The sequence below is a fragment of the Xanthomonas cannabis genome (genome assembly GCF_040616535.1).
Classification (GTDB): Bacteria; Pseudomonadota; Gammaproteobacteria; order Xanthomonadales; family Xanthomonadaceae; genus Xanthomonas; species Xanthomonas cannabis.
In genome coordinates this window covers 296,251-319,556 of the sequence record NZ_CP136580.1, presented here as the reverse complement: position 1 = coordinate 319,556, position 23,306 = coordinate 296,251, and the positions used below count along the sequence as shown (strand labels likewise).

At 65.3% G+C, this 23,306-nt stretch carries 20 protein-coding genes; 8 read left to right on the top strand and 12 right to left on the bottom strand.

What is annotated here, in order from left to right; all coding sequences use genetic code 11:
* Positions 1 to 121: 121 nt before the first annotated feature.
* The gene (locus RZV17_RS01360) at positions 122 to 418 is read left to right on the top strand and encodes an NHLP-related RiPP peptide (RefSeq protein ID WP_355609093.1); all 297 of its coding nucleotides are present in this window, start codon (positions 122 to 124) and stop codon (positions 416 to 418) included.
* Positions 419 to 695: 277 nt separating this feature from the next.
* On the opposite strand, the gene RZV17_RS01355 is transcribed toward RZV17_RS01360, so the two are convergent.
* From RZV17_RS01355 to aceB, 4 genes are all read right to left on the bottom strand, one after another.
* Positions 696 to 3,197: a putative peptide modification system cyclase gene (locus tag RZV17_RS01355; protein ID WP_184368777.1), complete on the bottom strand. Its 2,502-nt coding sequence runs from the start codon at positions 3,195 to 3,197 to the stop codon at positions 696 to 698.
* A gap of 3 nt (positions 3,198 to 3,200) precedes the next feature.
* A complete protein-coding gene (locus tag RZV17_RS01350) occupies positions 3,201 to 4,277 on the bottom strand; it encodes a diguanylate cyclase (RefSeq protein ID WP_039406762.1) in 1,077 nt (358 codons plus the stop codon).
* Between the two features lie 192 nt (positions 4,278 to 4,469).
* Entirely contained in the window at positions 4,470 to 5,765 is a 1,296-nt protein-coding gene (aceA, locus tag RZV17_RS01345; RefSeq protein WP_047694435.1) for an isocitrate lyase, read from the bottom strand.
* Between the two features lie 162 nt (positions 5,766 to 5,927).
* Positions 5,928 to 7,544, bottom strand: coding sequence for a malate synthase A (aceB, locus tag RZV17_RS01340; RefSeq protein ID WP_355606561.1), 1,617 nt, complete (start codon positions 7,542 to 7,544; stop codon positions 5,928 to 5,930).
* A gap of 118 nt (positions 7,545 to 7,662) precedes the next feature.
* On the opposite strand from aceB, the gene RZV17_RS01335 reads away from it, so the two are divergent.
* From RZV17_RS01335 to RZV17_RS01320, 4 genes are all read left to right on the top strand, one after another.
* Complete coding sequence (locus RZV17_RS01335) at positions 7,663 to 8,619, top strand: LysR family transcriptional regulator (protein WP_039406770.1); 957 nt, start codon at positions 7,663 to 7,665, stop codon at positions 8,617 to 8,619.
* 367 nt (positions 8,620 to 8,986) lie between these two features.
* Positions 8,987 to 10,249 (top strand): cation:proton antiporter, encoded by a 1,263-nt coding sequence (locus tag RZV17_RS01330; protein ID WP_355606558.1) that lies wholly within the window; start codon positions 8,987 to 8,989, stop codon positions 10,247 to 10,249.
* A 243-nt stretch (positions 10,250 to 10,492) separates the two neighbouring features.
* Positions 10,493 to 11,218, top strand: coding sequence for a helix-turn-helix domain-containing protein (locus RZV17_RS01325; protein WP_355606555.1), 726 nt, complete (start codon positions 10,493 to 10,495; stop codon positions 11,216 to 11,218).
* 73 nt (positions 11,219 to 11,291) lie between these two features.
* Positions 11,292 to 11,654, top strand: coding sequence for a VOC family protein (locus tag RZV17_RS01320; RefSeq protein ID WP_166743531.1), 363 nt, complete (start codon positions 11,292 to 11,294; stop codon positions 11,652 to 11,654).
* Between the two features lie 142 nt (positions 11,655 to 11,796).
* On the opposite strand, the gene RZV17_RS01315 is transcribed toward RZV17_RS01320, so the two are convergent.
* Positions 11,797 to 12,429, bottom strand: a complete 633-nt coding sequence (locus RZV17_RS01315; protein WP_355606551.1) for a TetR/AcrR family transcriptional regulator — start codon at positions 12,427 to 12,429, stop codon at positions 11,797 to 11,799.
* A gap of 109 nt (positions 12,430 to 12,538) precedes the next feature.
* Here RZV17_RS01315 and RZV17_RS01310 point away from each other — a divergent pair, with 109 nt between their 5' ends.
* Positions 12,539 to 13,582 carry an MBL fold metallo-hydrolase gene (locus RZV17_RS01310; protein WP_355606548.1) on the top strand — a complete coding sequence of 348 codons (1,044 nt, stop codon included), beginning with the start codon at positions 12,539 to 12,541 and terminating at the stop codon, positions 13,580 to 13,582.
* Positions 13,579 to 14,508, top strand: a complete 930-nt coding sequence (locus RZV17_RS01305) for an oxidoreductase (protein ID WP_184368759.1) — start codon at positions 13,579 to 13,581, stop codon at positions 14,506 to 14,508. Before RZV17_RS01310 ends, RZV17_RS01305 begins: the two co-directional genes overlap by 4 nt.
* Positions 14,509 to 14,587: 79 nt before the next feature.
* Here the strand turns inward: RZV17_RS01305 and lepB are convergent, their stop codons facing one another.
* From lepB to arfB, 5 genes are all read right to left on the bottom strand, one after another.
* Positions 14,588 to 15,217 carry a signal peptidase I gene (gene lepB / locus RZV17_RS01300; RefSeq protein WP_184368756.1) on the bottom strand — a complete coding sequence of 210 codons (630 nt, stop codon included), beginning with the start codon at positions 15,215 to 15,217 and terminating at the stop codon, positions 14,588 to 14,590.
* Positions 15,218 to 15,440: 223 nt separating this feature from the next.
* Positions 15,441 to 17,609, bottom strand: a complete 2,169-nt coding sequence (gene dcp, locus RZV17_RS01295; protein ID WP_355606544.1) for a peptidyl-dipeptidase Dcp — start codon at positions 17,607 to 17,609, stop codon at positions 15,441 to 15,443.
* 299 nt (positions 17,610 to 17,908) lie between these two features.
* Positions 17,909 to 18,919 (bottom strand): isoaspartyl peptidase/L-asparaginase, encoded by a 1,011-nt coding sequence (locus RZV17_RS01290; protein WP_355606541.1) that lies wholly within the window; start codon positions 18,917 to 18,919, stop codon positions 17,909 to 17,911.
* 604 nt (positions 18,920 to 19,523) lie between these two features.
* Positions 19,524 to 20,153 carry a lysophosphatidylcholine acyltransferase gene (locus tag RZV17_RS01285; RefSeq protein WP_039406796.1) on the bottom strand — a complete coding sequence of 210 codons (630 nt, stop codon included), beginning with the start codon at positions 20,151 to 20,153 and terminating at the stop codon, positions 19,524 to 19,526.
* 2 nt (positions 20,154 to 20,155) lie between these two features.
* On the bottom strand, positions 20,156 to 20,587 hold the full coding sequence (gene arfB / locus RZV17_RS01280; protein WP_047694425.1) for an alternative ribosome rescue aminoacyl-tRNA hydrolase ArfB: 432 nt from the start codon (positions 20,585 to 20,587) through the stop codon (positions 20,156 to 20,158).
* 56 nt (positions 20,588 to 20,643) lie between these two features.
* Here arfB and RZV17_RS01275 point away from each other — a divergent pair, with 56 nt between their 5' ends.
* Complete coding sequence (locus RZV17_RS01275; protein ID WP_355606538.1) at positions 20,644 to 21,222, top strand: DUF2059 domain-containing protein; 579 nt, start codon at positions 20,644 to 20,646, stop codon at positions 21,220 to 21,222.
* Positions 21,223 to 21,719: 497 nt separating this feature from the next.
* Here the strand turns inward: RZV17_RS01275 and RZV17_RS01270 are convergent, their stop codons facing one another.
* A complete protein-coding gene (locus RZV17_RS01270) occupies positions 21,720 to 22,493 on the bottom strand; it encodes a pseudouridine synthase (RefSeq protein WP_184440807.1) in 774 nt (257 codons plus the stop codon).
* 113 nt (positions 22,494 to 22,606) lie between these two features.
* The gene (locus RZV17_RS01265; RefSeq protein WP_355606534.1) at positions 22,607 to 23,197 is read right to left on the bottom strand and encodes a class I SAM-dependent methyltransferase; all 591 of its coding nucleotides are present in this window, start codon (positions 23,195 to 23,197) and stop codon (positions 22,607 to 22,609) included.
* Positions 23,198 to 23,306: the final 109 nt, after the last annotated feature.

The window sequence follows — 23,306 nt, the reverse complement described above, 5'->3', positions numbered from 1 at the left end:
GTACGCAAGACACTATCGTCGGTTTTAGGTACAACTTAAGTTTTTTCATCATTGGCGCTAAAGCCCGCGCGAGCTCGGCCGATAGCCGATTTCATTCTTCGGATCTTCAAGCGTCATGCCAATGTTGAAATTAGATCCAGCTGTCGCCAACGCCCTGGTCCAGCTGCTGTCTCAGGACGATGCGTTCAGAGAACTATTTGTAAAGAACCCTATTGCAGCCCTGGCGCGGGCGGGGCATATCGCAGAAGATCCCGATGACCTGAAGAATTTCGTCAATGATTGCGGTGCAGTTGAACTAGCAGACAAGCGGACCATTGCCGCTGCACGCGACGAAATCAACGCAATGCTGACCAGTGGCACAAGTCAAACTGTTCCGATGCTCGAAGCCGGTTTCGGTGGCACCAGGACACTCAGGTAATTTTATCCAGCACCTGTTTGGCAATGGAATCGGTACACAGGCAATAAGCGCTACTATCCAAGCACGGACTGAAACAGTGTAGTGCCAAGGCCGGCCCTCGCGTGGTCAACTCTAAGCGAGTCGCGGCACGGATGCTGCATCGTGGACGTCGGGCGCTCGCAAGCGCAGCAGCATTGCTCCGGCAGGTTATATCTAGGTCTCATCGCCCTCACAACACCACCCAAGTCACCGCGCGCCTCACATGTTCGGGCATGCGTTGATCGTTGCCGTGTGTCTATCATGACCCATCAAACTGATCCGTAGCCGCATCGACAGCGACCACGTTCAGTGGCTGTAGACAATAGCCGCACTCAGCTTCCGCATAAGCCATCCCGCGGCGAGCGCGTAGCCACGATGCGTGCTCGCGCGACATTGATTGATTTCCAGCGTCCGCTGCAGCTCGCATCGCAGCGGCACGGGTCTGAATGCGCGATTGTGTATCGAGAAAGGGTTCAAGCAGCAACAAAGCCTCTAGGGGTTTGCCAGTCACGCGTCGCCTTTCTGCGCGCACGATCGCCTCCAGTTCGCTGATGAGACGATTGTCCTTGGCTGGGCCACCTGTCTCCAAACGCTTCAGCGTCATTGTCGCCACCGTTTGATCCCCTGCCTGCTGCGCGACCAAGGCGGCTGCAAGTGCAATCGCCATATCGTCAATCGCATCGGCAGCGCTCTCATGGTCTAACGCGTCCAGGGCCCCTTTAGCGCCCTGGCGTGCGTAAGAGATTGCGGCAGCCGCGTTTCCACTCATCAGTTTTGCTGTTGCAGCCGGTACATAGTAGATCCGTTGGTCTGCACCCGATTGAGCGGGGCCGTTCCTTAGACCTGACTCTGACCGCACAACGGCAGTGAAGACATCATTGGAATCGAGGGCGACCGACGTGCGCTCGATGTCCGCGTGATAGTTACTCTCCGGCACGCGAGCGAGTAGTTGCCATGCCTTGGCAAAGTCTTTCTTTGCAGCAGCAACCGATGCTTGGCGTCGCAATGCACCGCTCCATCCGGATTTGACTGCCCTACCGAGCACGTAGTCGGCGGTTTCAAAATCTCCAAGCGCCAACAAGATCCGGCCATACTGATCCAGACCGATACTCGTAAGATCCACCTTGCTGTCTGCAACTCGCTTGGCGTACGGCAAGGCGTCACTGAAGCGATTGGCCGCGTAAAGCCCTATCGCCGCATTGTGCGAAGCCGGAGCGTAGTCAGGGTACAGCTCTGCCATCCTGATCCACCCATCGGTAGCTGCAGGCGGATTGACTATCTGAGTGTCCCAATTTTCCACATACATCGCTTCTCTGGCCGGAAGTCTGGCAATCAATACCTTCGCACGGGCCAAGACCGCCAATGCATTAGCGTAGTCAACTTTGGCGAAGTACGCCCGGGTCTGACCAAGCCAAGCCAACGCAAATTGTGGATCGATATCGGTTGCCTTGCGATAAAAACCTAACGCATTTTCATAATCCCCTCGAGCATATCGTCTTTGCCCGAGAGCATAGGCGCGCAGCGCATCCAGGCTGGACGTTGTCACTTCAGGAAGCGGGTGGCTTTGTTGCTGGATGCTTTTCGCATCTTCGCCCAAGCGATCACGCAAGTCCTGAGCTACCTGATCGACGGCAGCCAGTACGCTCGATCCCGAGCCGAAGGCCGTGCTGACTGCCAACGTCTGCTGGCTCTGTGGCTCTACAACCTCGACCGCAAAGCGTGTCCGCCCCCCGACCGACGCGATAGATGGCAGCAATACCGCTTTGACTCCCAGACGAACTGCAACTTCCGATGCGGTTGCACGATCCAGGCGATTTATCGTTGGATCTTTACGCATCATTTCCAGAGCTTTCAGCACACGATCGTCGCCAAGCACGTTCACGTAACGGGATTGCTCAAGACTGATGCGAAACGCTTGATCCAACGAGCCATCCATCAGCCCGTCACCGGTCAGATTGGTCAAATCACCTACCACCACCCAGTCGCGTTTCGCAAACGCAATGGCCGGTTGTGGGCGAACGAAAAACCACACCGCAATTCCTACTGCCAGCACAACGCCGACTTCTGCCACCAACGCCGCCGGCCGCCGCCATAGCGGGACATCGCGCCAGGCTTTGGTGGAGTTCTTCGGGGCGCGTAACGGGGTCAGGCCGATTTCGCCGACTTCGTAGATTTCCATCGGCGTGGGGACGCCTTTGAAGCGCCAGCGGCCGTGGGATTTCCACAGGATGCGTTCGACGCGGTCACCCAGTTCGCGCGCAGCGCGGTGGGTGAGCGATTCGGCGACTGCCGAGATCAGGATCTGTCCCGGGCGTGCCATCGACATCAGGCGTGCGGCAGTCGGTTTGGCCAGGCCTTCGACCTCCAGCGGTTTGGCGCCGATGCTCACCGCCTCGTCGCTGTTGCGCCAGGTCAGCACCTCGCCCACGTGCAACCCTTGCCGCGCGCACAGCGGCTGGGCATGGGCATCGCTCATGGCCTTGAGCCCGCGCGCGTAATCCAGCGCGAAGCCCAGGCCGTCGATAGGGCGATCGAACAACAACAACAGCCCGTCGGAACGATCGATCAGGCGGCCGCGCCAGTGCTGCTGCAGCTTGACCACCAGGCGGTCGTGTTCGCGGAACAGGGCGGCGGCGGCGTTGTCGCCGATGCGTTCGACCAGCGCGGTCGAGTCGCAGAGATCGGTCAACAGCAAGGTGCGCAGACGTGGTGCCTGGATAGCCTCCGACGACGCGTCCTTGCGTGCGTTGCGGGCGCTCATGACTTAACGATGGCCCGAATCGGGCGTGGTACCGGGCGGCGGCGAGATCGCCGATGCGATCGCATCGTGCATGGCCAGCACGTTGCCGCCCTGCCGTTTGGCTTCGTACAGGGCGCTGTCGGCAAGGGTGTACCAATCGTTCCAGGCCGCATCCGCATCGATCATGCACAAGCCGACGCTGACCGAGCAGCCTTGTTCGCTCGGTCCGTTGCACAGCCGCGCTTCCACCGCGCGCACGATGCATTCGCCGATGTGGTGCACCAGCTCGCGCGTGCCTTGCGCCACCAGCACGCAGAATTCGTCGCCGCCGAGCCGGCAGGCCAGATCGCCTTCGGCGATGACCGACCGCAATGCGTGCGCCACGTTCTGCAACACGCGGTCGCCGGCCAGATGACCGAATTCGTCGTTGATGCGCTTGAAGCGGTCGCAATCGATCAGGATCAGGCCAACGCCGGGCACGTTGCCGGCGCGGCGGCACTCCTGCAGATACAGCGCCAGGCCGCGGCGATTGTGCAACCCGGTCAGCTCGTCGGTGCGGCTGAGCTCTTCAGTATGGTTGAGCTGGTGCGAGGTGACGTAGAGGTTGTCCAGCGCCGCTTCCAGGTCATGGTTGCGGCGGCGCAGCTGGCGGATCAGCAATTGCTCGTTATTGACCACACGCACGATGGAACGGCGCAGAAAGTGCGCCACCATCGACGGGTCGTGGTCGACCAGGCGCTGGAAATCGTCGTGTGCCAGTTCGATCAGGCGGCTGTCCATCGACGCACTGGCGCCCGCGCTACGCGCATGGTCGCCTATCAGCAGGCCGAGCTCGCCAAAAAACTCGCCCGGGCCCAGATGCTTCAGCATCAGGTCTTCGCCGAAATCCAAGTCGATCTGGCCACTGACCACGATGAACATCTGCGTGCCGATCGCGCCGCGCTCGAACAGCGCCTGGCCCGCGGCAAGGTCGCGCAGCCGGCCAAAACGCGCGAAAAATGCAAGTTCCTCGGCAGTCATCGACGCGTGCAGCCCGTCCGAAAGCGTTTTGGCAACGCTTCCCGTCGGCTCGACTGCGCCTGTGGAGTTGTGGCAAGTCATCCAGTTTCCTTAGGCCGGCCTACAACGTTAGCCCATGGACAAATCCTACAGGACCCCTTTGTTCAGTACCAGGTCACACTCTTTCTCACAGGCGAAGAGACGAAATGACGGGTATTGCAGTCAAAAAAGGGGCCCGGTTTTCCGGGCCCCTCCCCCTCCCGGGGTGGCGAATGTCTGGCCGCCCGCTGCAGGCTAGGCGGCCTTGTCGCCGTGAAACTGTTCTTCTTCAGTAGAGCCGCGCAGCGCGGTGGTGGACGACTGGCCCTGCTGAATCGCCTGCGTCACTGCGTCGAAATAACCCGTGCCGACTTCGCGCTGATGCTTGACCGCGGTGAAGCCCCGGTCGGCCGCTTCGAATTCGGCCTGCTGCAAGTCGACAAACGCACTCATCTGCCTGCGGGCGTAACCGTGCGCCAGCTGGAACATGCTGTGGTTCAACGCATGGAACCCGGCCAGGGTGATGAACTGGAACTTGTAGCCGTAGCTGGCCAGCTCGGTCTGGAATCTGGCGATGGTGGCATCGTCCAGGTGCTTCTTCCAATTGAAACTGGGCGAGCAGTTGTAGGCCAGCAACTTGCCCGGGTACTTGGCATGGATGGCTTGCGCGAAGGCGCGCGCAAACGCCAGGTCCGGCTTGCCGGTTTCGCACCAGATCAAATCGGCATAGGGCGCGTAGGCCAGGCCGCGGCTGATCGCCTGGTCCAGGCCGTTGCGGGTCTTGAAGAAACCTTCGACCGTGCGCTGCCCGGTGGTGAACGGCTGATCGTTGGCGTCCACGTCGCTGGTGAGCAGGTCGGCTGCTTCGGCATCGGTGCGCGCGATCAGCAGCGTCGGCACGCCCAGCACGTCGGCGGCCAGGCGCGCGGCGTTCAACTTTTCGATCGCCTCACGCGTGGGCACCAGCACCTTGCCGCCCATGTGGCCGCACTTCTTGACCGAGGCCAGCTGGTCTTCGAAGTGCACGCCAGCGGCGCCGGCTTCGATCATCGCCTTCATCAGTTCGAAGGCATTGAGCACGCCGCCGAAACCGGCTTCGGCATCGGCCACGATCGGCTGCAGGAAGTCGATGTCATCGTTGCCTTCGGCGTGATGCAGCTGATCTGCACGCAGCAAGGTGTTGTTGATGCGCTTGACCACCGCCGGCACCGAATCGGCCGGGTACAGCGACTGATCCGGATACATCTGCCCGGCCAGGTTGGCATCGGCCGCCACCTGCCAACCGCTCAGGTAGATCGCCTTCAGGCCCGCCTTGACCTGCTGCATTGCCTGATTGCCGGTCAAGGCGCCCAGCGCGTTGACGAACGGGGTGGCATGCAGGGACGTCCATAGTTTTTCAGCGCCCAGCCGCGCCAGCGAGTGCTCGACATGCACGGTGCCGCGCAGGCGCACCACGTCGGCGGCGGTGTAGTTGCGGGTGATGCCTGTCCAGCGCGGATTGCTGGCCCAGTCCTGCTGCAGTTGTTCGGCGCTTTGCAGTGTGGTGCTCATCTTGCGTTCTCCTGAGGGGGACGACGGATGGAACAGGGAAGAGGCGTGCCCGACGGCGCACGCGGCAAGGCAAGGCCGTCGTTGCGCGGTGGCGCGCAACGGGCGGTGTGCTGCGGTGAGGCAGGAGCTGCGGCGATACGCGGTGCGGTGCCGCGGCAGCGATCAATCGATCAGGCGGTACGCCGGCACGGTGAGGAAGTCGGCCAGTGCATCGGCAACGCTCAGCTCCTGCAGCAAGGCGATCGCCTCATCGATGCGGGCGGCGCCAGGCAACGTGGTGGTAGCGCCCAACCGGGCCGGCAGCGCACGCAAGGTGGCCTGCAGCAGGTGCTGATCGATGGCGGTGCCATCATCCAGATGCTGGCCGTGATGCAGCCACTGCCACAGTTGCGCGCGGCTGATTTCGGCGGTGGCGGCATCTTCCATCAGGTTGTGGATCGGCACACAGCCATTGCCGTCCAGCCACGCAGCCAGATAACGCACGCAGACTTCGACATTGCCTTCGAAACCGGCGCGGGTGATGGTGCCCGGGGACGGGGCGATCAGCATGTCGCGCGTCACCTGCACGTCGTTACGCAGCACATGCTGCTGATGCGCGGTGGGCATGTGCTCGTCGAACAGTTTCATCGCCACCGGGATCAGCGCCGGATGCGCCACCCAGGTGCCGTCGTGGCCGGCGCTGACTTCGCGCAGCTTGTCGGCACGCACACGCGCCATGGCCTGTTCGTTGGCGGCTTCGTCGTGATTGATCGGGATCTGCGCGGCCATGCCGCCCATTGCATGCGCGCCGCGGCGATGGCAGGTCTTGATCAACAGCTCCGAATACGCCTTCAAGAATGGCTGGGTCATGGTGACCTGGCCGCGTTCGGGCAGGACGCGGTCGCGGTGCGCGCGGAAGGTTTTCAGATACGAAAAAATGTAATCCCAGCGCCCGCAATTCAGGCCCACGATGCGCTCGCGCAGTGCGTGCAGAATCTCGTCCATCTCGAACACCGCCGGCAGCGTTTCGATCAGCACGGTCACCTTGATCTGCCCATGCGGCAGGCCCAGCATCGCTTCGATATGCGACAGCGCCGTTTCCCACAGTGCGGCTTCTTCCATGCCCTGCAGCTTGGGCAGATACAGATACGGGCCGCGGTCCCTGGCCAGCAGCGCGCGGCCGTTGTGGAAGGCGAACAGGGCCGCATCGAACAGGCCGCCGGCCAGCGGCTGCCCGTCGATGTGGACATGCTTTTCGTCCAGGTGCCAGCCGCGCGGGCGCACGATCAGCACCGCTCGTTCGGCTTCCGGGCGCAGTGCGTAGTGCTTGCCGCTGGGGGCCTGGAAGCTGAGATCGCCGCGCACGGCGGCCGCTAGGGTGCGCTGGCCGGCGAGCAGGTTGCGCCAGGTCGGTGCGGTGGAGTCCTCGAAGTCGGCCATGAACACCTTGGCGCCGGAGTTGAGCGCGTTGATGACCATCTTCGGGTCGGTGGGGCCGGTGATTTCGACGCGGCGGTCCTGCAATGCCGCCGGCAACGGCGCAACGCGCCAGTCACTCTCGCGGATGGCCCGGGTGTCGGCGCGGAAATCCGGCAGCTGGCCGGCGTCGAAGGCGGCCTGGCGGGCGCGCCGCTGGGCCAGACGCTGCTGACGGCCGGGCTCGATCGCGCGGTGCAGCGAGACCAGCAGCGCCAGCGCCGCTGGCGGCAGCAGTTCTGCCTGCCCGGCGACCTGGGTGGTCAGCGACAGACCTGGCGTGGCGCGGTCGGTAGAACGTGGAGCGAAAGCGGTGGCAGACATGGGGAGGTCCTTGTGCGTCAGGACCTGCACCGTGCGCGCCAACGGACTATTTGACAAAGCAGTTTTATCAATGCTGTAAATAAGCTTGACTTATATCTAGCGATGATCGCTCATCGATATGGCGCCAACCCCGCGATTTTCCTACAAATCCGATCGGCTCAAGCCGCTGCGGGCGTTCTGCCAGACCGTGCGACTGGGCTCGGTCTCACGGGCTGCTGAGGCGCTGTACGTCAGTCAGCCGGCGGTGACCCTGCAACTGCAGGCACTGGAACGCGACCTAGGGGTGCCCTTGTTCGAGCGCTCCGGGCGGCGGCTGGCGCCCAGCCGCGAGGGACAACTGCTGTACGACATGGCGCTGCCGCTGGTGGAAAGCCTGGACGGGCTGGAGGCGAGCTTCCGCGAGAAGGTGCGCGGGCTGGATGCGGGCGAGCTGACCATCGCCGCCAACAGTTCCACCATCCTGTACTTGCTGCCGCGCATCGTGGAAAACTTCCGTGCGCGTCATCCGGATGTGCGGCTGACCCTGCACAACGCGATCAGCGCCGACGGCACCGACCTGCTGCGCGAGGATGCGGTGGATCTGGCGGTCGGTTCGATGCTGGACGTGCCGGCCGACCTCAACTACGCACCGGTGTACCGCTTCGAGCAGCTGTTGATCACCCCGCCCGACCATCCCCTGGCGCACAAGCCCACGGTGTCGTTGCAGGATCTGTCGCCGTATCCGTTGATCCTGCCGCCGCGGCGGCAGGTGACCTACCGCCTGGTCGACCTGATCTTTCAACAGGCCCGGGTGCCCTATACCGTGGCGCTGGAAGTGGGCGGCTGGGAGGTGATCAAGCAGTACGTGGCGATGGGCATGGGCATTTCCATCGTGACCGCCATCTGCGTCACCGATGCCGATCGCGACAAACTGGCCACGCGCTCGCTCAAGGATTTTTTCCCTACCCGCAGCTACGGCGTGGTGGTGCGCAAGGGCAAGTATCTGTCGCCGCAGGCACGCGCCTTCATCGAACTGATCCAGCCGGATCTGTTTACGCCGCGCGGCTATGACGAGAGCGGCGACTCGGAGCGCTGAGCCGTCAGGTGATCGATGCCACGCGATCACCTGAATTTGCTGGCGCGCCCCGCTACGTGAGTGTGCGTCGCGGTCGAGGTTGCCACGTGCCCTGTGTCGATTGCGCAGGCGCCGTGTGCTGTGCAACAAATCCAGCAAACGCGACAGGACGGCGATGCACGGTGTGTGGCTCCTGCACGCCGTTCCAGGCGACATTGCGCGCGATGCGTGATCGCGCGATGCACGACGCAACGACGTCCGCATACACTCGGCGACTGCGCTGCAGCATGCAGCGCACGAGCGCGTGGTCTGTCCAGGGGACGACGGACCGCATACAGCGCGCTCGACCCGCACATCGAGCCGACTCAACCAATGGAACGTTGACGCAATGAATCCGACCACGTTGTTGCTGGTGCAGTTGGCAGTGATTCTGGGGGCGGCGCGCCTGTGTGGTGCGCTATTGCAACGGGTCGGGCAGCCGCCGGTCATTGGCGAGATGGCGGCCGGCCTGCTGCTGGGCCCGATCGCCTTCGGCGCGTGGCTGCCGGAGCTGCATGGCGCGCTGTTCGCCGCCAAGAGCCTGCCACCGTTGTCGGGGCTGGCCAATCTGGGGGTGGTGCTTTTCATGTTCGTCGTCGGCGTGGAGCTGCGTGCGCCGGAAGGCACCAAGGCACAGGTGCGCGCGTCGGTGCTGGTTGGTGTGTCGGGCATCGTGTTGCCGCTGGCACTGGGCCTGGCCGCTGCGCCGTGGCTGTTTCCGCGCTTTGCGCCGCACGGCGTCGGCTTCTGGCCGTTTGCGCTGTTCATTGCGGCAGCCATGTCGGTCACTGCATTTCCGGTGCTGGCGCGCATCCTCAAGGATCGCAACATGACCCGCACGCCGGCCGGCCGTCTGGCACTGGGCGCGGCGGTCATCGACGACGCCACGGTATGGATCTTCCTGGCGATCGTGCTCACGCTCACCGGCAACACTGCGCACGGTGGCGTGGCATTTACTGCGGCCGGTGCGCTGGTCTTGATCGCGCTGGTGTTCGGTGTGCTCAAGCCAGCGTATGCGCGACTGCTGCGGCCGCGGGCGAGCGATGGCCGCTATGCCCCCACTGCGCTGGTGTGGGTGTTGATCGGCCTGCTGGGCTGCGCGGCGGTGGCCGAATGGATCGGTTTGCATGCGATCTTCGGTGCATTCGTGTTCGGCATCTGCCTGCCGCGCGACGACCGTTTGCTGGAGCATCTGGCCGGACGCATCGAACCGCTGGCGATCACCTTGCTGATGCCGGTGCTGTTTGCCGTCGCCGGCCAGGCCACCAGCCCCAGTGCGTTTGCCGGCGCCGGCATTGCCGGTTTCGTGCTGGTGATCGGCGTGGCGGTGACCGGCAAACTGGCCGGCTGCACGCTGGGCGCGCGGCTGAGCGGGCACGATTGGCGCGATAGTCTCACCGTCGGCTCGCTGATGAATGCACGTGGCCTGATGGAACTGGTGGTGATCAAGATCGGCCTGGACAGCGGCGTGATCGGCCCGGACCTGTTCACGCTGTTGTTCGGCATGACGCTGGTGACCACGGTGATGACCTCGCCGATGGTGGCCTGGTTTCATGGCCGGCGCCATGCGGCCTCGGCCGACGGCATGCAAGCGAACCGTTCGGGTCACTGACGTGTTGTCTGCCGCTGCACTTGCCGACGTTGCATCAGCGCGCACAGGCAGTCATGCGAGCTGTGCGTCGACACCGCGCTGCTCGCACGCGATCGCACCGGCAGGACGTGAAACACCCTTGCCACCACCGGTAACGCGGGTGGCAAGGAGGATTGCGCTGCGCGATTGCCGCATCGGCGGCATCCGCTTCACAGCACAGTTCTTCCGCCAGGCGCGTTGACGGGTTGTCCACAGACTTCCGCCATGTCCTCAAAAATCCGGTTCCGCTATACGCAGCTCCCACCTCCGCCCGAGTTGCGTACCCAGCTGCGTTGCAGCTGGCGCCACCGGCAAGGTGCGGCCAATGCGCCGGTGCGGGTGTTACCGGACGGCTGCGTCGACCTGATCTGGGATGGCGCTGCACTGTTCGTCGCCGGCCCCGACCATGTCGCGACCATGGCCTGCGTAGCCGCCGGCACCGTGCTCACCGGCGTGCGATTGACTGCAGGCGCGGCTGCCGGTGTGCTGGGCATTCCGCTGCACCATATTGCCGACCAGCGCGTGGCACTGGATGCGCTGTGGGGCCGCGATGCAGGCGACTGGCAACAGAAGCTGTGCGATGGCAGCGATGTGCTGCAGACCTTGCATGCGCTGTGTCGTCACCGCGCGGTGGCCGTGGACCAACAGATGGCCTTCACCTTCGCCCAGCTGGCCGGGCCTGCAGCGCCGCGCCTGCCGGCGTTGTGTGCAAGCCTGGAGATCAGCGAGCGGCAGCTGCGGCGGCGCTGTCACGCAGCATTCGGCTATGGCCCCAAGACGCTGGAGCGGATCTTGCGGCTGCAGCGTTTCCTGCGGCTGGCAGCCAGCCAGCCCACGCTGACCGCCGCCGCGCTGGAGGCCGGGTATGGCGATGCACCGCATCTGGTGCGCGATGCGCGCCTGCTTGCCCAGCTGAGTCCGCGTGAGCTGGTGCAGCAACACGCACGGTGATGGCCGTTTTCGCCAAGCCGCCGGGTCGCTGCGCAGGGCACGCTGTGCAGCCACCGACCGCGAGGACATCGCCATGCAACACAGCGCACAGCATCACCGTATCGACTATCTGGAATTTGCCGTGGCCTCCATCGCCACCGCCAAGGCCTTCTACGCTGCAGCGTTCGACTGGACGTTTCAGGACTACGGACCGGACTATTGCGAATTCCGCGATGGCCGCCTGAGCGGCGGCTTCTTCCACGGAACTCCGCAGCCGGGTGGCGCACTGGTGGTTCTGGCCTCCGACGATCTGGCGGCGTCGCAGGCACGCATCGAAGCCGCTGGCGGCACCATCACCCGCCCGGTGTTCGCATTCCCGGGCGGGCGGCGTTTCCACTTCACCGACCCTGACGGGTACGCGCTGGCGGTGTGGACGCAGGAGCTGGCCGAGGCGTGACTGGCCTGCCGGGCATGCTCCGGCCCAAGCCACGTGGTGCGGTGAAAGCTTCTGCATCCGGCCACCCTACGCCGGCAACCTGCGCTGCAGCGTTGCCGGCCCAATGTCCGTCGATCGCCGGTGCCGGTTCGCCCCCGGCCGCTCATCCGCGCCCGTAAAGCCCCAGAAACATCTCCACCGACGATTCGACGACCTGCACCTGCTGGGCCGGCGTCAGCGGCGGCTGCCCCAGCGCAAGCTGCGGCCAGAACGCAAATCCCTTGACCAGCGCCTGCAATTGCTGCGAGGCGAAGTCCGGGTCCACCGGCGCCAGGCGGCCATCGGCCAGTGCGGCGCGCAGCCAGGTGGTGGTGCCCTCTTCCTTGCTGCCCAGTTGGGCCAGCAGCGCGCGTGCGCGCTCGGGCGAGTGGATACCTTCGGCAATCGCCACGCGCGACAGATCGATAAATGCCGCGTCATCGAGCAGGCGTAATTTCTGCTGCAGCAATTGCGTCAACTGCGTGCGCAATGCTTGGTCGGGGCGATAGGCCAGGCTTACCGCCTCGGCGCTGCGCTGCCACAAGCCGCGCAGGATCTCGCCAAACAAGACGTCCTTGCTGGGGAAGTGGTTATAGACGGTGCGCTTGGACACGCCTGCGGAAGCGGCCACGCGGTCCATGCTGGTGGCTTCGAAGCCATGCTGGCGGAACTCGACACTGGCCGCTTCCAGGATGGCGTGACGCTTGCGGTCGGTGAGCCGCTGCGGCGCTGGCGCCGAATCGGATGAACTGGACATGGCGCAATGTTACACCGGGCGGTTTACATTCCCCAAAATAAAACTACACTGTGTAGTGTAATTTGTGTTTCCAATATCCCGATACACCACCCCAACGCCGGATACCGTCGTGCCCACCCAATCCCTGCCACTGCCATACGCCTCCTCGCCGCAGTTTCGTCATGGGCGGTTCCGCAACGCGCTACCCACCACCTTGAGCACTCCCGGCGTGTTGGGAGGCCTGCGGCTACTGTGGCAGGTGCTGTTCAACAAGCCGGCGCGCACGGTGCCGTCGCAGGCATTGCCGATTGTGCCGTTGACCGCCACGGACCTGCACAACGCGCCGGACCGCAGCCTGTTCCGGCTCGGTCACTCCACGGTGTTGATGAAGCTGGGGAGCGGCCTGTGGCTGACCGACCCGGTGTTCTCCCGGCGCGCCTCGCCATTTGCGTTTGCCGGCCCAAAGCGCTTCCATGCCCCGCCGATTGCCCTGGACGACCTGCCGCCCCTGGCCGGCGTGATCCTGTCGCACAACCATTACGACCATCTGGACCGGGCCACCATTGCCGCGCTGGCCGACCGCGTCGGCGTGTTCGTGGCGCCGCTGGGCGTGGGCGACCTGCTGGTGCGCTGGGGCGTGGATCCGGCCAAGGTGCGCCAGCTGGACTGGTGGCAGTCGGTGCAGATCGACGGCGTTACGCTCACTGCCACGCCGTCGCGGCACTTTTCCGGGCGCGGCCTGTTCGACCGCGATCGCACGCTGTGGTGCTCGTGGGCAATCCAGCAGGACGACCTGCGCGTGTTCTTCAGCGGCGACGGCGGCTACGGCCCGCACTTCAAGGCAATCGGCCAGCGGCTGGGGCCGTTCGATGTGGCGCTGATCGAAAACGGCGCCTACGACCACATGTGGCCAGACGTGCACATGCAACCGGAGCAGAGCCTGCAGGCGTTTCTGGACGTAGGCGGCCGCACCTTGTTGCCGATCCACAACGGCACCTTCGATCTGGCCCTGCACGTGTGGACCGAGCCGTTCGAGCGCATCGTCGCCCTGGCCGCGGACGCGCAGGTACCGCTGGCCACCCCCCACATGGGCGAGCGCGTGGACCTGCGCCGCCCGGCCACCGGCGAACGCTGGTGGCGCGCGCTGCCCGACAGCCTGGCGGTGGCGCGGTGAGCCGTTGGACGCTGGCCAACCTGCCACCGCAGCGGGCACGGGTGGCCGTGATTACCGGTGCCAGCCCAGGTGGGCTGGGCCATGAAACCGCACTGGCCCTGGCCGGTGCCGGCGCCAGCCTGGTGCTGACCGCGCGCAATGCCGCCAAGGGCGAGGCCGCCCGGCAGGCACTGCTGGCCGCGCATCCCGACGCCGCGGTGCGCGTTGAAACCCTGGACCTTGCACAACTGGCATCGGTGCGCGCGTTTGCCGATCGGCTTGCCGCGCACCAGCAGCGGGTGGATCTGTTGATCAACAACGCCGGGGTGATGGCCCCGCCGCAGCGGCAGACCACCGCCGACGGCATGGAGCTGCAGTTCGGCAGCAATTATCTCGGGCACTTCGCGCTCACCGCGCAGCTGCTGCCGCTGTTGCGTGCGGCCGCAGCGCCGCGTGTGGTCAACCTGTCGAGTCTGGCCCACCGTCAGGCCCGCATCGATTTCGACGACCTGCAGACCGAGCGCCCTTATCGCCCCTGGAAGGCTTATGGCCAGTCCAAACTGGCGATGCTGATGCTCAGCATGGAGCTGCAGCGGCGCAGCGATGCGCAGGGCTGGGGGCTGCGCGCAATCGCCGCACATCCCGGCGTTGCACGGACCGCATTGATCGCCAACGGGCCGGCCGCCGGTGGCCGCCGTACGGCGCTTGGCACGGCAACCGCCTTGCTGGGGCCTTATCTCAGCCACTCGGCCGCGGCCGGCGCACTGCCCACGTTATATGCCGCCACCGCGCCACAGGCACAGGGCGGCGGGTATTACGGCCCGGACGGCCTGTTCGAGCTCAAAGGCGACCCTGCCCCGGCAAGGATCGCCCGCCAGGCCCACGACCGCCACGTGGCTGCGCGCCTGTGGGAGACCTCCTGCACGCTGGCGGGTGTGGCGTTCTGAGCCCAGGCCGAGCCGTGGTCTGCGCCTTCGGTACGCGTGCCTGCTTGCATGCAGCGACGGGGAAGCAATCGGGCGCGGCTTACAGCCGGATCCACTCCAGCCCGTCACCGCGCCGGTAATACACCGCCACCGCCTTGCCATACACCGCCGCGGCATCGACAAAGCCGAAATAGCGCCCATCCAGGCTGTTGCCGCGATGGTCGCCCATCACCAGCAGCTTGCCGGCCGGCACCTGTACCGCGTGCAGGTCCGGGCCGCCACCGGCATCCAGTTCGAGCTGCGCCACACGCGCACCAAAGCGTTCGTGCGCACCGTCGCCATCGCTCTGCAACGGCTGTCCGTTGATCGACAGATGGCCATCGCGTAGGTCGACACGGTCGCCGGCCACCGCCACCACGCGCTTGATCAGGCGCGTGCCATCGCGCGGCGAATCGAACACCACCACCTCGCCGCGCTGCGGTTGCTCGCCATTGACAACGATGCGGTTGCTCAGCGGCACGCGCCAGCCATAGGCGTGCATGTCCACCACCACCCGGTCGCCCGGCTGCAAGGTGGGCTGCATCGAGCCGGTGGGCACCTGGTAGTGATTGGCGAACGAGGAGCGCGCGGCGGTCAACAGCACCAGCATGACGAGCAGTGGCAACAGTTCCTTGCGCGACCACTGTGCGGCGCGCTGCACACGGGAGCGTGCGGGATGTGATGGGTTCATGGCAGACCTGTCCGATCAGGGGGAGCCGCGTTGGCTCTCCCCGACAATGCGCGTGGGTGGCGGGCGCACGGAAGTGACGAAAGGCATGGCTCCGTTGATCTGCTTGCTCAGCAGCAGCAACTGCGATGTGTTGCGGCCCGCGCAAACGAAAACGGGATGGCACATGGCCATCCCGCTTCGATGCTGGCTGCACATCACCCGTGCAACCACCTGTTTCGATCACTCACTCGGTCAAGCCACGGTTTTCCAGCAGCGCCTTGACGCTGGGGTCCTTGCCGCGGAAATCGCGGTATAGCGTGGCCAGATCGACGGTGTTGCCGCGCGAAAGAATCTTGGCGCGGAAGGTGTCGCCGTTCTTGCGGGTCAGGCCACCGTTTTCCTTGAACCATTCGAACGCATCGTCATCGAGCACTTCCGACCAGAAGTAGGCGTAGTAACCGGCGGAATAACCGCCGCCCCAGATGTGGTCGAAGTACGTGCTGCGGTAACGCGGCGGCACTTCGGCCAGGTCCACCTTGAAGCGCTTGAGCGCATCGGCTTCGAACTTGCTCACGTCCTGCAGTGGGGCATCGGCCGGCTGGGTATGCCAGGCCAGATCCAGCAGCGCAGCCGACAGGTACTCGGTGGTGGCATAGCCGCTGTTGAAGGTCTTGGCTTTCTTGATCTTCTCCACCAGCTCGGCCGGCATCGCCGCACCGGTCTGGTAGTGCTTGGCGTAGTTGGCGAAGACGGCCGGGTCCGAGGCCCAGTGTTCGTTGAACTGCGAGGGAAATTCCACAAAATCGCGCGAGGTGCTGGTGCCGGCGATCGAGGGGTACTTCACCTTGGAGAACATGCCATGCAGCGCGTGGCCGAACTCGTGGAACAGCGTGGTGACGTCGTCGAAGCTCAGCAACGCCGGCTGGCCGGCTGCGGGCTTGGTGAAGTTGCACACGTTGTAGACCACCGGCTTGGCGCCGGTGAGGCCGTCCTGTTCGACCAGCACGTCCATCCATGCGCCACCGGACTTGCTGTCGCGCTTGAAGTAGTCGGTGTAGAACAGCGCCATCGAGGTGCCATCGGCATCGAAGACTTCATACACCTTCATGTCGGCGTGGTAGGTCGGGATATCGGTGCGCTGCTTGAAGGTGATGCCGTACAACTGCGTGGCGGCATAAAACACGCCGTTCTGCAGCACGTTGTCCAGCTCGAAGTACGGCTTGATCTGCGACTCGTCCAGGTCGTACTTGGCCTTGCGCACCTGCTCGGCGTAGAAGTCCCAATCGGAGGCGGCGAGCTTGAAGCCGCCCTTCTGAGAATCGATCACCTTCTGCATCTCGCCCACTTCGCGGCGCGCCTTGGCGGTGGCAGCCGGCACGGTGTCGGTCAGCAATTTCAGCGCGGCGGCCGGGGTCTTGGCCATCTGGTCGCCAAGACTGTAGGCCGCATAGCTGTCGAACCCGAGCAGCTTGGCCTTTTGCGCGCGCAACTGCGCCAGGCGCTGGATGGTCTGGCGGGTGTCGTTGGCATCGCCCTTTTCCGCACGCGTTTCGGACGCCTTCAACACTTCGGCGCGCAGCTCGCGATTCTTCAGCGACGCCAGCACCGGTTGCTGGGTGGTGTTCTGCAGGGTGAGCAGATACTTGCCATCGAGCTTGCGCGCCTTGGCCGCTTCGGCGGCGGCGGCAATGTCGCCTTCGCTCAGGCCATCGAGCTTGGCCTTGTCGTCCACCACCACCGCAGCGGCAGCCGAGGCGGCCACCAGGCGGGTATGGAATTGCGTGGAGAGCGTGGTTTCTTCCACGTTGAGCTTGCGCAGGCTGTCCTTGTCGGCATCCGAGAGCTGCGCACCGGCGCGTACCAGGTTTTCGTAGTCGCGCTCGACCAGGCGCTTTTGTTCCGGATCCAGGCCCAGCGTGTCGCGTTGGTCGTAGATGGTCTTGACGCGCGCAAACAGCTTGGGATCGAGGTTGATCTCGTCTTCGTGCGCGGCTAGCTTGGGCGCGATCTCTTCCTGGATCTTCTGGCGCGCATCGCTGGTATCGGCCTGCACCAGGCCAAAGAAGATGCGCGACACGCGCGTCAGCGTCTCGCCGCTGCGCTCCAGTGCTTCGATGGTGTTGTCGAAGGTGGGCGGCTCGCTGTTGTCGGCAATCTTGCGCACCTCGGCCAGATGCAGGCGCATGCCTTCTTCGAAGGCCGGCAGATAATCGCTGTCCTTGATCTTGTCGAATGGCGGCGCCTGGAACGGCAGCGTGCTGGCGGTCAGCAACGGGTTCGATGCAGCGTCCGCAGCCGGGGCGGTGGCGGTCTTCTCGGGCACGGTGGTGGACTCCTTACCGGATGGCTCTTTTCCAGAACAAGCGGCCAGCGCCAGGGTGATGGCAGCGGCCAGAACGACGGTACGCGACATGGCGTGTGATTCCTGAGTGGTAGTGCAGCCGGCCACGCTAGCGGGTTTGGGCGGCGCCGGCATGTGCCGTTGGCTGGGGAATTAATGAATGGCGATGTGCGGACAGAGGCGGCCGAGGGTGCGTGGCCCTCATCCGCCCTTCGGGCACCTTCTCCCGCGTGCGGGAGAAGGACGAGGCGGCGAGCCAGGCAAGTGGCGGTGGTATGCGGCGACAGGAGCGAAAGCTGGCCATCGGTACCGTTCCGACGGTGGTAGCGCTGCGGGACAGCCAACGCACCGTGCCGGCGCGCGGTGCTCCCTCAAAGCGTCTCGTCCTTGAAGATCGCCACATGCGGGCTGCCGTCGGCGCCGATCCAGCCGCGGTACATGCCTTCGGTATTGAACGGAAACGCCACGTTGCCCTGCGCGTCCAGCGCAATGGCGCCGCCGTCGCCACCGGCGGCGGGGATCTGCTGATCGATCACCGTCTGGGCCGCCTGTTGCAACGACTGGCCGGCGTATTTCATGCGTGCGCAGATGTCGTAGGCGGCCACGGCGCGGATGTAGAACTCGCCCCAGCCGGTACCCGACACCGCGCATTGGCTGTTGGCATAGGTGCCGGCGCCGATGATGGGCGCATCGCCCACGCGGCCATAGCGTTTGTTGGTCATCCCGCCGGTGGAGGTGCCGGCAGCCAGATGGCCCTCGCGATCCAGCGCCAGCGCGCCGACGGTGCCGAAGTGCTTGGCCGTTTCCAGCTCCAGCGCGGCCTGGGCCTGGCGGTCGCCGGCTTCGGCCTTGAGCGCTTTCTGCAGTTGCTGCCAGCGCTTGTCGGTGCGGAAGTAGCTCGGGTCCACCAGGGTGATGCCCTGCTCGCGCGCGAACTGTTCGGCGCCCTCGCCGACCAGCATCACGTGCCTGGAGCGGTCCATGACGCTGCGCGCCAGCTGGATCGGATTCTTGACCGTGTGCACGCCGGCGATCGCACCGGCCTTGCCGCTGGCACCGTCCATGATCGCCGCATCCAGTTCGTTCTTGCCGTCGTGGGTGAACACCGCACCGCGACCGGCGTTGAACTGCGGTGCATCCTCCAGCACGGTGATGGTGGCGGCCACCGCATCCACCGCGCTGCCGCCACCATTCAACACCTCATGCCCGGCGCGCAGCGCGCGCTGCATCGCCTCACGTGCCTGGGTTTGTTCGTCAGGCGAGAGGCTGGATTTCTCCACGCCCGCGCCGCCGTGGATGACCAGCATCGGCGTGGCTGCGAGCGTCGGGCCGGTACACAGCAGCAAGGACAGCAATAACGCGCGGGTGGACGAAGCGATCATGATGTTTCCTCAAACCTTCATGGCAGTGAATGGCGACACTGGCACTGCGCAAGGTGCCATGAGCAAGCCAGTCTCGTCTCATGCACGCTTCCCTGCCCTATCGAATACGCCCTGGGTAAGGCAGCAACACGAAACGCTGTCGGCTTGAATGAAGCATTAGCTGCGTTACTCATAACCGCGCCCAGCCCATAGAAATAGGGCAAACGCGTGCCAAGGATTGCTTGGCTTGGGTCCAGGCAGCTCGCCGAAAGATGAGCTGGTCGCCCACGCGGACGCTGCCTCCAGAAAGTCGGCAATTGACTGATTAGCCCATTCTCCCCGAAACCCATCGACAGTCACTGCAAGAGAATCTGCCGAACGACGATCGGCCGCCAGGAGCTCAGCAAAGCGCACGAACGATGCCTCATCCCGCACGGATTCCAGAACTTCGAACAATCTGTCCCCCATTACGCGTTTGAACCCTCGGCCTTTTGTCTGGGTAGGTAGCGCCATTGAGTCACGAAGGAAGAAGCGGCCTCATACAAGAGCCCTCACTTGTCCGCTGCTCTTATGTCTGGTCCAGCACCTCTGGGCAAGGCACATCGGCACATGCACACCACGCTAGCTACAACGTATCGCGATGCTTGCCGCGCCACGGCCGGTACCAGGTGCGAATCGCGGCGATGTCGGCGGCCATGTCGTTACCGGTCCAGAACGGCTCGCCGATGCCCACGGTCTTGCTGGGGTAATCGAAGTACACCGGCAGGATCGGCACCTTGGCATCGGAGGCGATCTTCCAGAAACCGGCCTTCCAGTGTTCGACGCGCTTGCGCGTGCCTTCGGGGGTGATCACGTACCACATCTGTTCGGAGTTTCGGATCAGCCGCACCGCCTGGCCGATGGTGCCCTGCGGCGAGCTGCGGTCCAGCGGGATGCCGCCGAGCTTGCGCAGCAGCGGGCCCAGCGGCCACCAGAACAGCTGCGCCTTGCCCAGCACGCGCACCTCGAAGCCGAGCGCGAACTTGGCGGCAAAGCCCAGGAAGCCGTCCCAGTTGGACGAGTGCGGCGCCACGATCATCACCAGCTTGGGCTCGTCGGGCAGCCGCCCGAGCAGGCGCCAGCCGGTCAGGCGCAGGGCGGTACGGCCCAGCCAGCGGCCGAAACGGCCGTGCGCACGCGGCATTCTGGGCGGGGATGGCTGCAGCAGGATGTTGGCCTGTGTTACCGGTGGCAACGACGGGTCGGGTTGACTCACGCTTACTCCCAGTGGGACGCAGAGCGTCCACGCTTGATCTGACTGCGCTCACGCTTGGCATCCAGCCGCCGCAGCTTGGCACCATGACTCGGTTTGGTGGCGACCCGGCGCTTGGGCACCGACAGGCACGCGCTGATGATCTCGGCCAGCCGCTCGCGCGCATCGTCGCGGTTGCGGTCCTGGGTGCGGAAGCGCTGCGCATCGATCACCAGCACGCCCTCGGCGGTCATGCGGCGGTCGCGCCGCGACAGCAGCCGCGCCCGCAACGGCTCGGGCAGCGACGGCGACCCGGCCACGTCGAACCGCAGCTCCACCGCAGTGGACACCTTGTTGACGTTCTGCCCGCCCGCGCCGCTGGCGCGCACGAAGCGTTCGACGAGCTCGCTGGGCGGAATCGTCAGGCTGGGGGTGATCTGGATCGGGTCGCTGGCCATACGCGCCGATTGTATCGGCAGCAGCGTGGACGCGCGCGCGAACGCCGGCTTCCCGTATGCTGCCGCCGGTTCCCCGCTTGCAGGATGCTTCGATGACACCTTTCTTTTCGCTTGCTGCCGCACGCGGCCTTGCCCGCCGGGTGCTGCTGCTCGGCGTGCTGGCCGTGGCGGCCCCTGCCGCGCTGGCGCAGGCGCCCAGCGATGCCGACGTCAACCGTCTGCTGGCCGCCTCGCGCGCGCAGACCATGCTGGACACCATGCTGCCGCAGATCGAAGCGATGCAGCAGCAGCAGTTCGCCCAGCTCACCGCGCAGCGCCAGCTCAGCGGCGACCAGCAGGCGCAGCTGCAACGCATCCAGGAGCGCACCCGCCAGACCGTGCGCAAAGCCCTGTCGTGGTCGGAGCTGCGCCCGATGTATGTGGACATCTACAAGCGCTCGTTCTCGCGCGAGGACGTGCTGGCCATGGCCGAGTTCTACGAGAGCTCGGCCGGCCAGAGCCTGCTCGACAAGACCCCGGCCCTGACCCAGAACCTGATGGGCGCCATCCAGCAGAAGATGCTGCCGCTGTTTGCCGATCTGCAGAAGGATCTGGAGAAGATCGTCAACGAGCCGGCGCCGGCGAAGAGGCGCTGAGAGGCGGGGATTCGGGAGTGGGGATTGGGGATTCGTAAGAGCGCAGCTCTAGCCCCTCTCCCTACGGGGGCGAGAAGGCAGCGCTTGCGCGCCATCGGCGCGCGTGCCTTGGAGCGCCCGTGCTGCTTGCGCGGGCCGGGGCGCGCAGCGGGGGTTGGGGTGAGGGTACGGGGCGAAGCCCTCGGGTTGTTCAACTGCGCGAGGCTTCGCCCGTACCCTCATCCGCCCCTGCGGGGCACCTTCTCCCGGCGGGGAGAAGGGAAGCGCTGGCTCGCGCGGCCGCGCCTGCGCTGTGGACGACAACGGCTCGCGCATATAAGCCCATCTCCTACGGGGGCGAGAAGGCAGCGCTTGTGCGCCATCGGCGCGCGTGCCTTGGAGCGCCCGCGCTGCTAGCGCGGGCCGGGGCGCGGTGCGGGATTGGGGTGAGGGTACGGTTCGCCGGACGCGTTGCCGATCGCCACTGCGGCATCGACAGACCGCTGGGCACCCCCGCATCACTGTGCGAGTGGCATCGCCTGCAATTGCGCCACGTCCCAGCCGAACAACGCACACGCCTTGGTGAATTCCGCATCCAGCGGCGCGGTGATGCTGATGCGCCTGCCGTCGGCCGGATGCGGGAATTCAAGCTGTTCGGCGTGCAGCAACATGCGGTGGATGCCGAGCATGCGGAAGCTGCGGTTGTGGCGGCCATCGCCATGGCTGGTGTCGCCGATCATGTGATGCGACAGGTGCTTCATGTGCCGGCGGATCTGCCGGAAGCGGCCGGTCTGCGGCTGACAGCGCAACAACGCATAGCGTGAGGTGGCAAAGCCGGTGGACGGGATCTCCAGCTCGCCGGTGGCCAGACGCTGGAAATGCGTCACCGCCGGCTTCTTGACCGGTTTGCCGGGGCCGCCATCCAGATCGTGATCGACGATGAAGCGCTCCTCGGCCGGCCAGCCGCGGCAGACGGTCAGATAATTTTTATCTACCTCGCCCGCCATCAGGGCCTTGCCCAGCGCGCTGGCGCTGTCGCGGTCGAACGCCAGCAGCAGGCAGCCGCTGGTGGCGCGATCGAGCCGGTGCACCAGAAAGATCGGCTTGCCCAACTGCTCGCGCAGGCGGTCAGCCAGGAAGTCGTCCTCCCCGCGCGCAAGCTTGCTGTCGTGGACCATCAGGCCCGCGGGTTTGTCGACGACGGCCAGGACAGCGTCCTGGTAGAGAATCTGCAGATGCTTGGGGGATGTGCTCACCGGCGGATTATCCGCGCCGTGGCCGCGGCATGCCATCGCGTCGCAGCGCCGCTCCGCCGTTGAACACACACTGGCGGCACCGGCAGAGCGTGTGGCTCCCTCCAGCGCGCGCCCTGGGCGTGAGGCCGTGGCAGGCCAGCGGTGCACACTCAGGCCGCGCCGCACACCGCCAGCAATTCGCCGTTGCCCACCGGCACCACGCTGCAGGTGATCGCCGGATCGGCAGCCAGCAGCGCGGTGAACGGCGCCAGTTCGTCGGCGTGCGACAGCGCATTGTCGACCACCAGCAGGCCACCATGGCGCAGCACGCGGCGCAGTGCCGGCCACCAGCGCACATACGTGTCGCGCGCCGAATCCAGGAAGACCAGATCGACGCTGGCGCTGGCTGCCTGCGTCAGCCACGCGCCGCCGTCGCCGTGCACCACATCCACCGACGCCGCCAAGCCACTGCGTGCGAGTGTGGCCTGCGCCAGGGCCACCTTGTCGGCGGCAAGCTCCACGGTGGTGACATGCCCACCGATCGCCGCAGCCGCCTCGGCCAGCCACACCATCGAATAGCCGTTGGAGGTGCCGATTTCGAGAACGCGGCGCGCGCCGGTGGCACGCACCAGCACGGCCAGCAAGGCACCGGTGTCCGGAGTGATGTTGAGCATGCGCCGGTCGCGCGCGGACTCGCGCGCGTCGTTGGCGCTGCCAAAGCGCGCCAGCTCGTCCTTCAATGCCTGCAGATCGCTCGCCACGCCCTTACTCCTTGCCCGCTGCCGGTGTGGCGGCAAGACCGCCGCACACCTGGCACACCACCACCGCACCGCCGACATCCGACGGATGAGCGCCCTGGCGCAGCCCCTT

What these genes read in the sequence shown, in the direction of transcription:
- RZV17_RS01325 (WP_355606555.1), top strand. Translation starts at nt 10,493, where the DNA reads ATGTCCTCAAAAATCCGGTTCCGCTATACGCAGCTCCCACCTCCGCCC.
- RZV17_RS01275 (WP_355606538.1), top strand. Translation starts at nt 20,644, where the DNA reads ATGCTGCCGCCGGTTCCCCGCTTGCAGGATGCTTCGATGACACCTTTC.
- RZV17_RS01360 (WP_355609093.1), top strand. Translation starts at nt 122, where the DNA reads ATGTTGAAATTAGATCCAGCTGTCGCCAACGCCCTGGTCCAGCTGCTG.
- dcp (WP_355606544.1), bottom strand. Translation starts at nt 17,609, where the DNA reads ATGTCGCGTACCGTCGTTCTGGCCGCTGCCATCACCCTGGCGCTGGCC.
- RZV17_RS01330 (WP_355606558.1), top strand. Translation starts at nt 8,987, where the DNA reads ATGAATCCGACCACGTTGTTGCTGGTGCAGTTGGCAGTGATTCTGGGG.
- RZV17_RS01290 (WP_355606541.1), bottom strand. Translation starts at nt 18,919, where the DNA reads ATGATCGCTTCGTCCACCCGCGCGTTATTGCTGTCCTTGCTGCTGTGT.
- RZV17_RS01320 (WP_166743531.1), top strand. Translation starts at nt 11,292, where the DNA reads ATGCAACACAGCGCACAGCATCACCGTATCGACTATCTGGAATTTGCC.
- aceA (WP_047694435.1), bottom strand. Translation starts at nt 5,765, where the DNA reads ATGAGCACCACACTGCAAAGCGCCGAACAACTGCAGCAGGACTGGGCC.
- RZV17_RS01315 (WP_355606551.1), bottom strand. Translation starts at nt 12,429, where the DNA reads ATGTCCAGTTCATCCGATTCGGCGCCAGCGCCGCAGCGGCTCACCGAC.
- RZV17_RS01355 (WP_184368777.1), bottom strand. Translation starts at nt 3,197, where the DNA reads ATGAGCGCCCGCAACGCACGCAAGGACGCGTCGTCGGAGGCTATCCAG.
- lepB (WP_184368756.1), bottom strand. Translation starts at nt 15,217, where the DNA reads ATGAACCCATCACATCCCGCACGCTCCCGTGTGCAGCGCGCCGCACAG.
- RZV17_RS01350 (WP_039406762.1), bottom strand. Translation starts at nt 4,277, where the DNA reads ATGACTTGCCACAACTCCACAGGCGCAGTCGAGCCGACGGGAAGCGTT.
- arfB (WP_047694425.1), bottom strand. Translation starts at nt 20,587, where the DNA reads ATGGCCAGCGACCCGATCCAGATCACCCCCAGCCTGACGATTCCGCCC.
- RZV17_RS01270 (WP_184440807.1), bottom strand. Translation starts at nt 22,493, where the DNA reads ATGGCATGCCGCGGCCACGGCGCGGATAATCCGCCGGTGAGCACATCC.
- RZV17_RS01335 (WP_039406770.1), top strand. Translation starts at nt 7,663, where the DNA reads ATGGCGCCAACCCCGCGATTTTCCTACAAATCCGATCGGCTCAAGCCG.
- aceB (WP_355606561.1), bottom strand. Translation starts at nt 7,544, where the DNA reads ATGTCTGCCACCGCTTTCGCTCCACGTTCTACCGACCGCGCCACGCCA.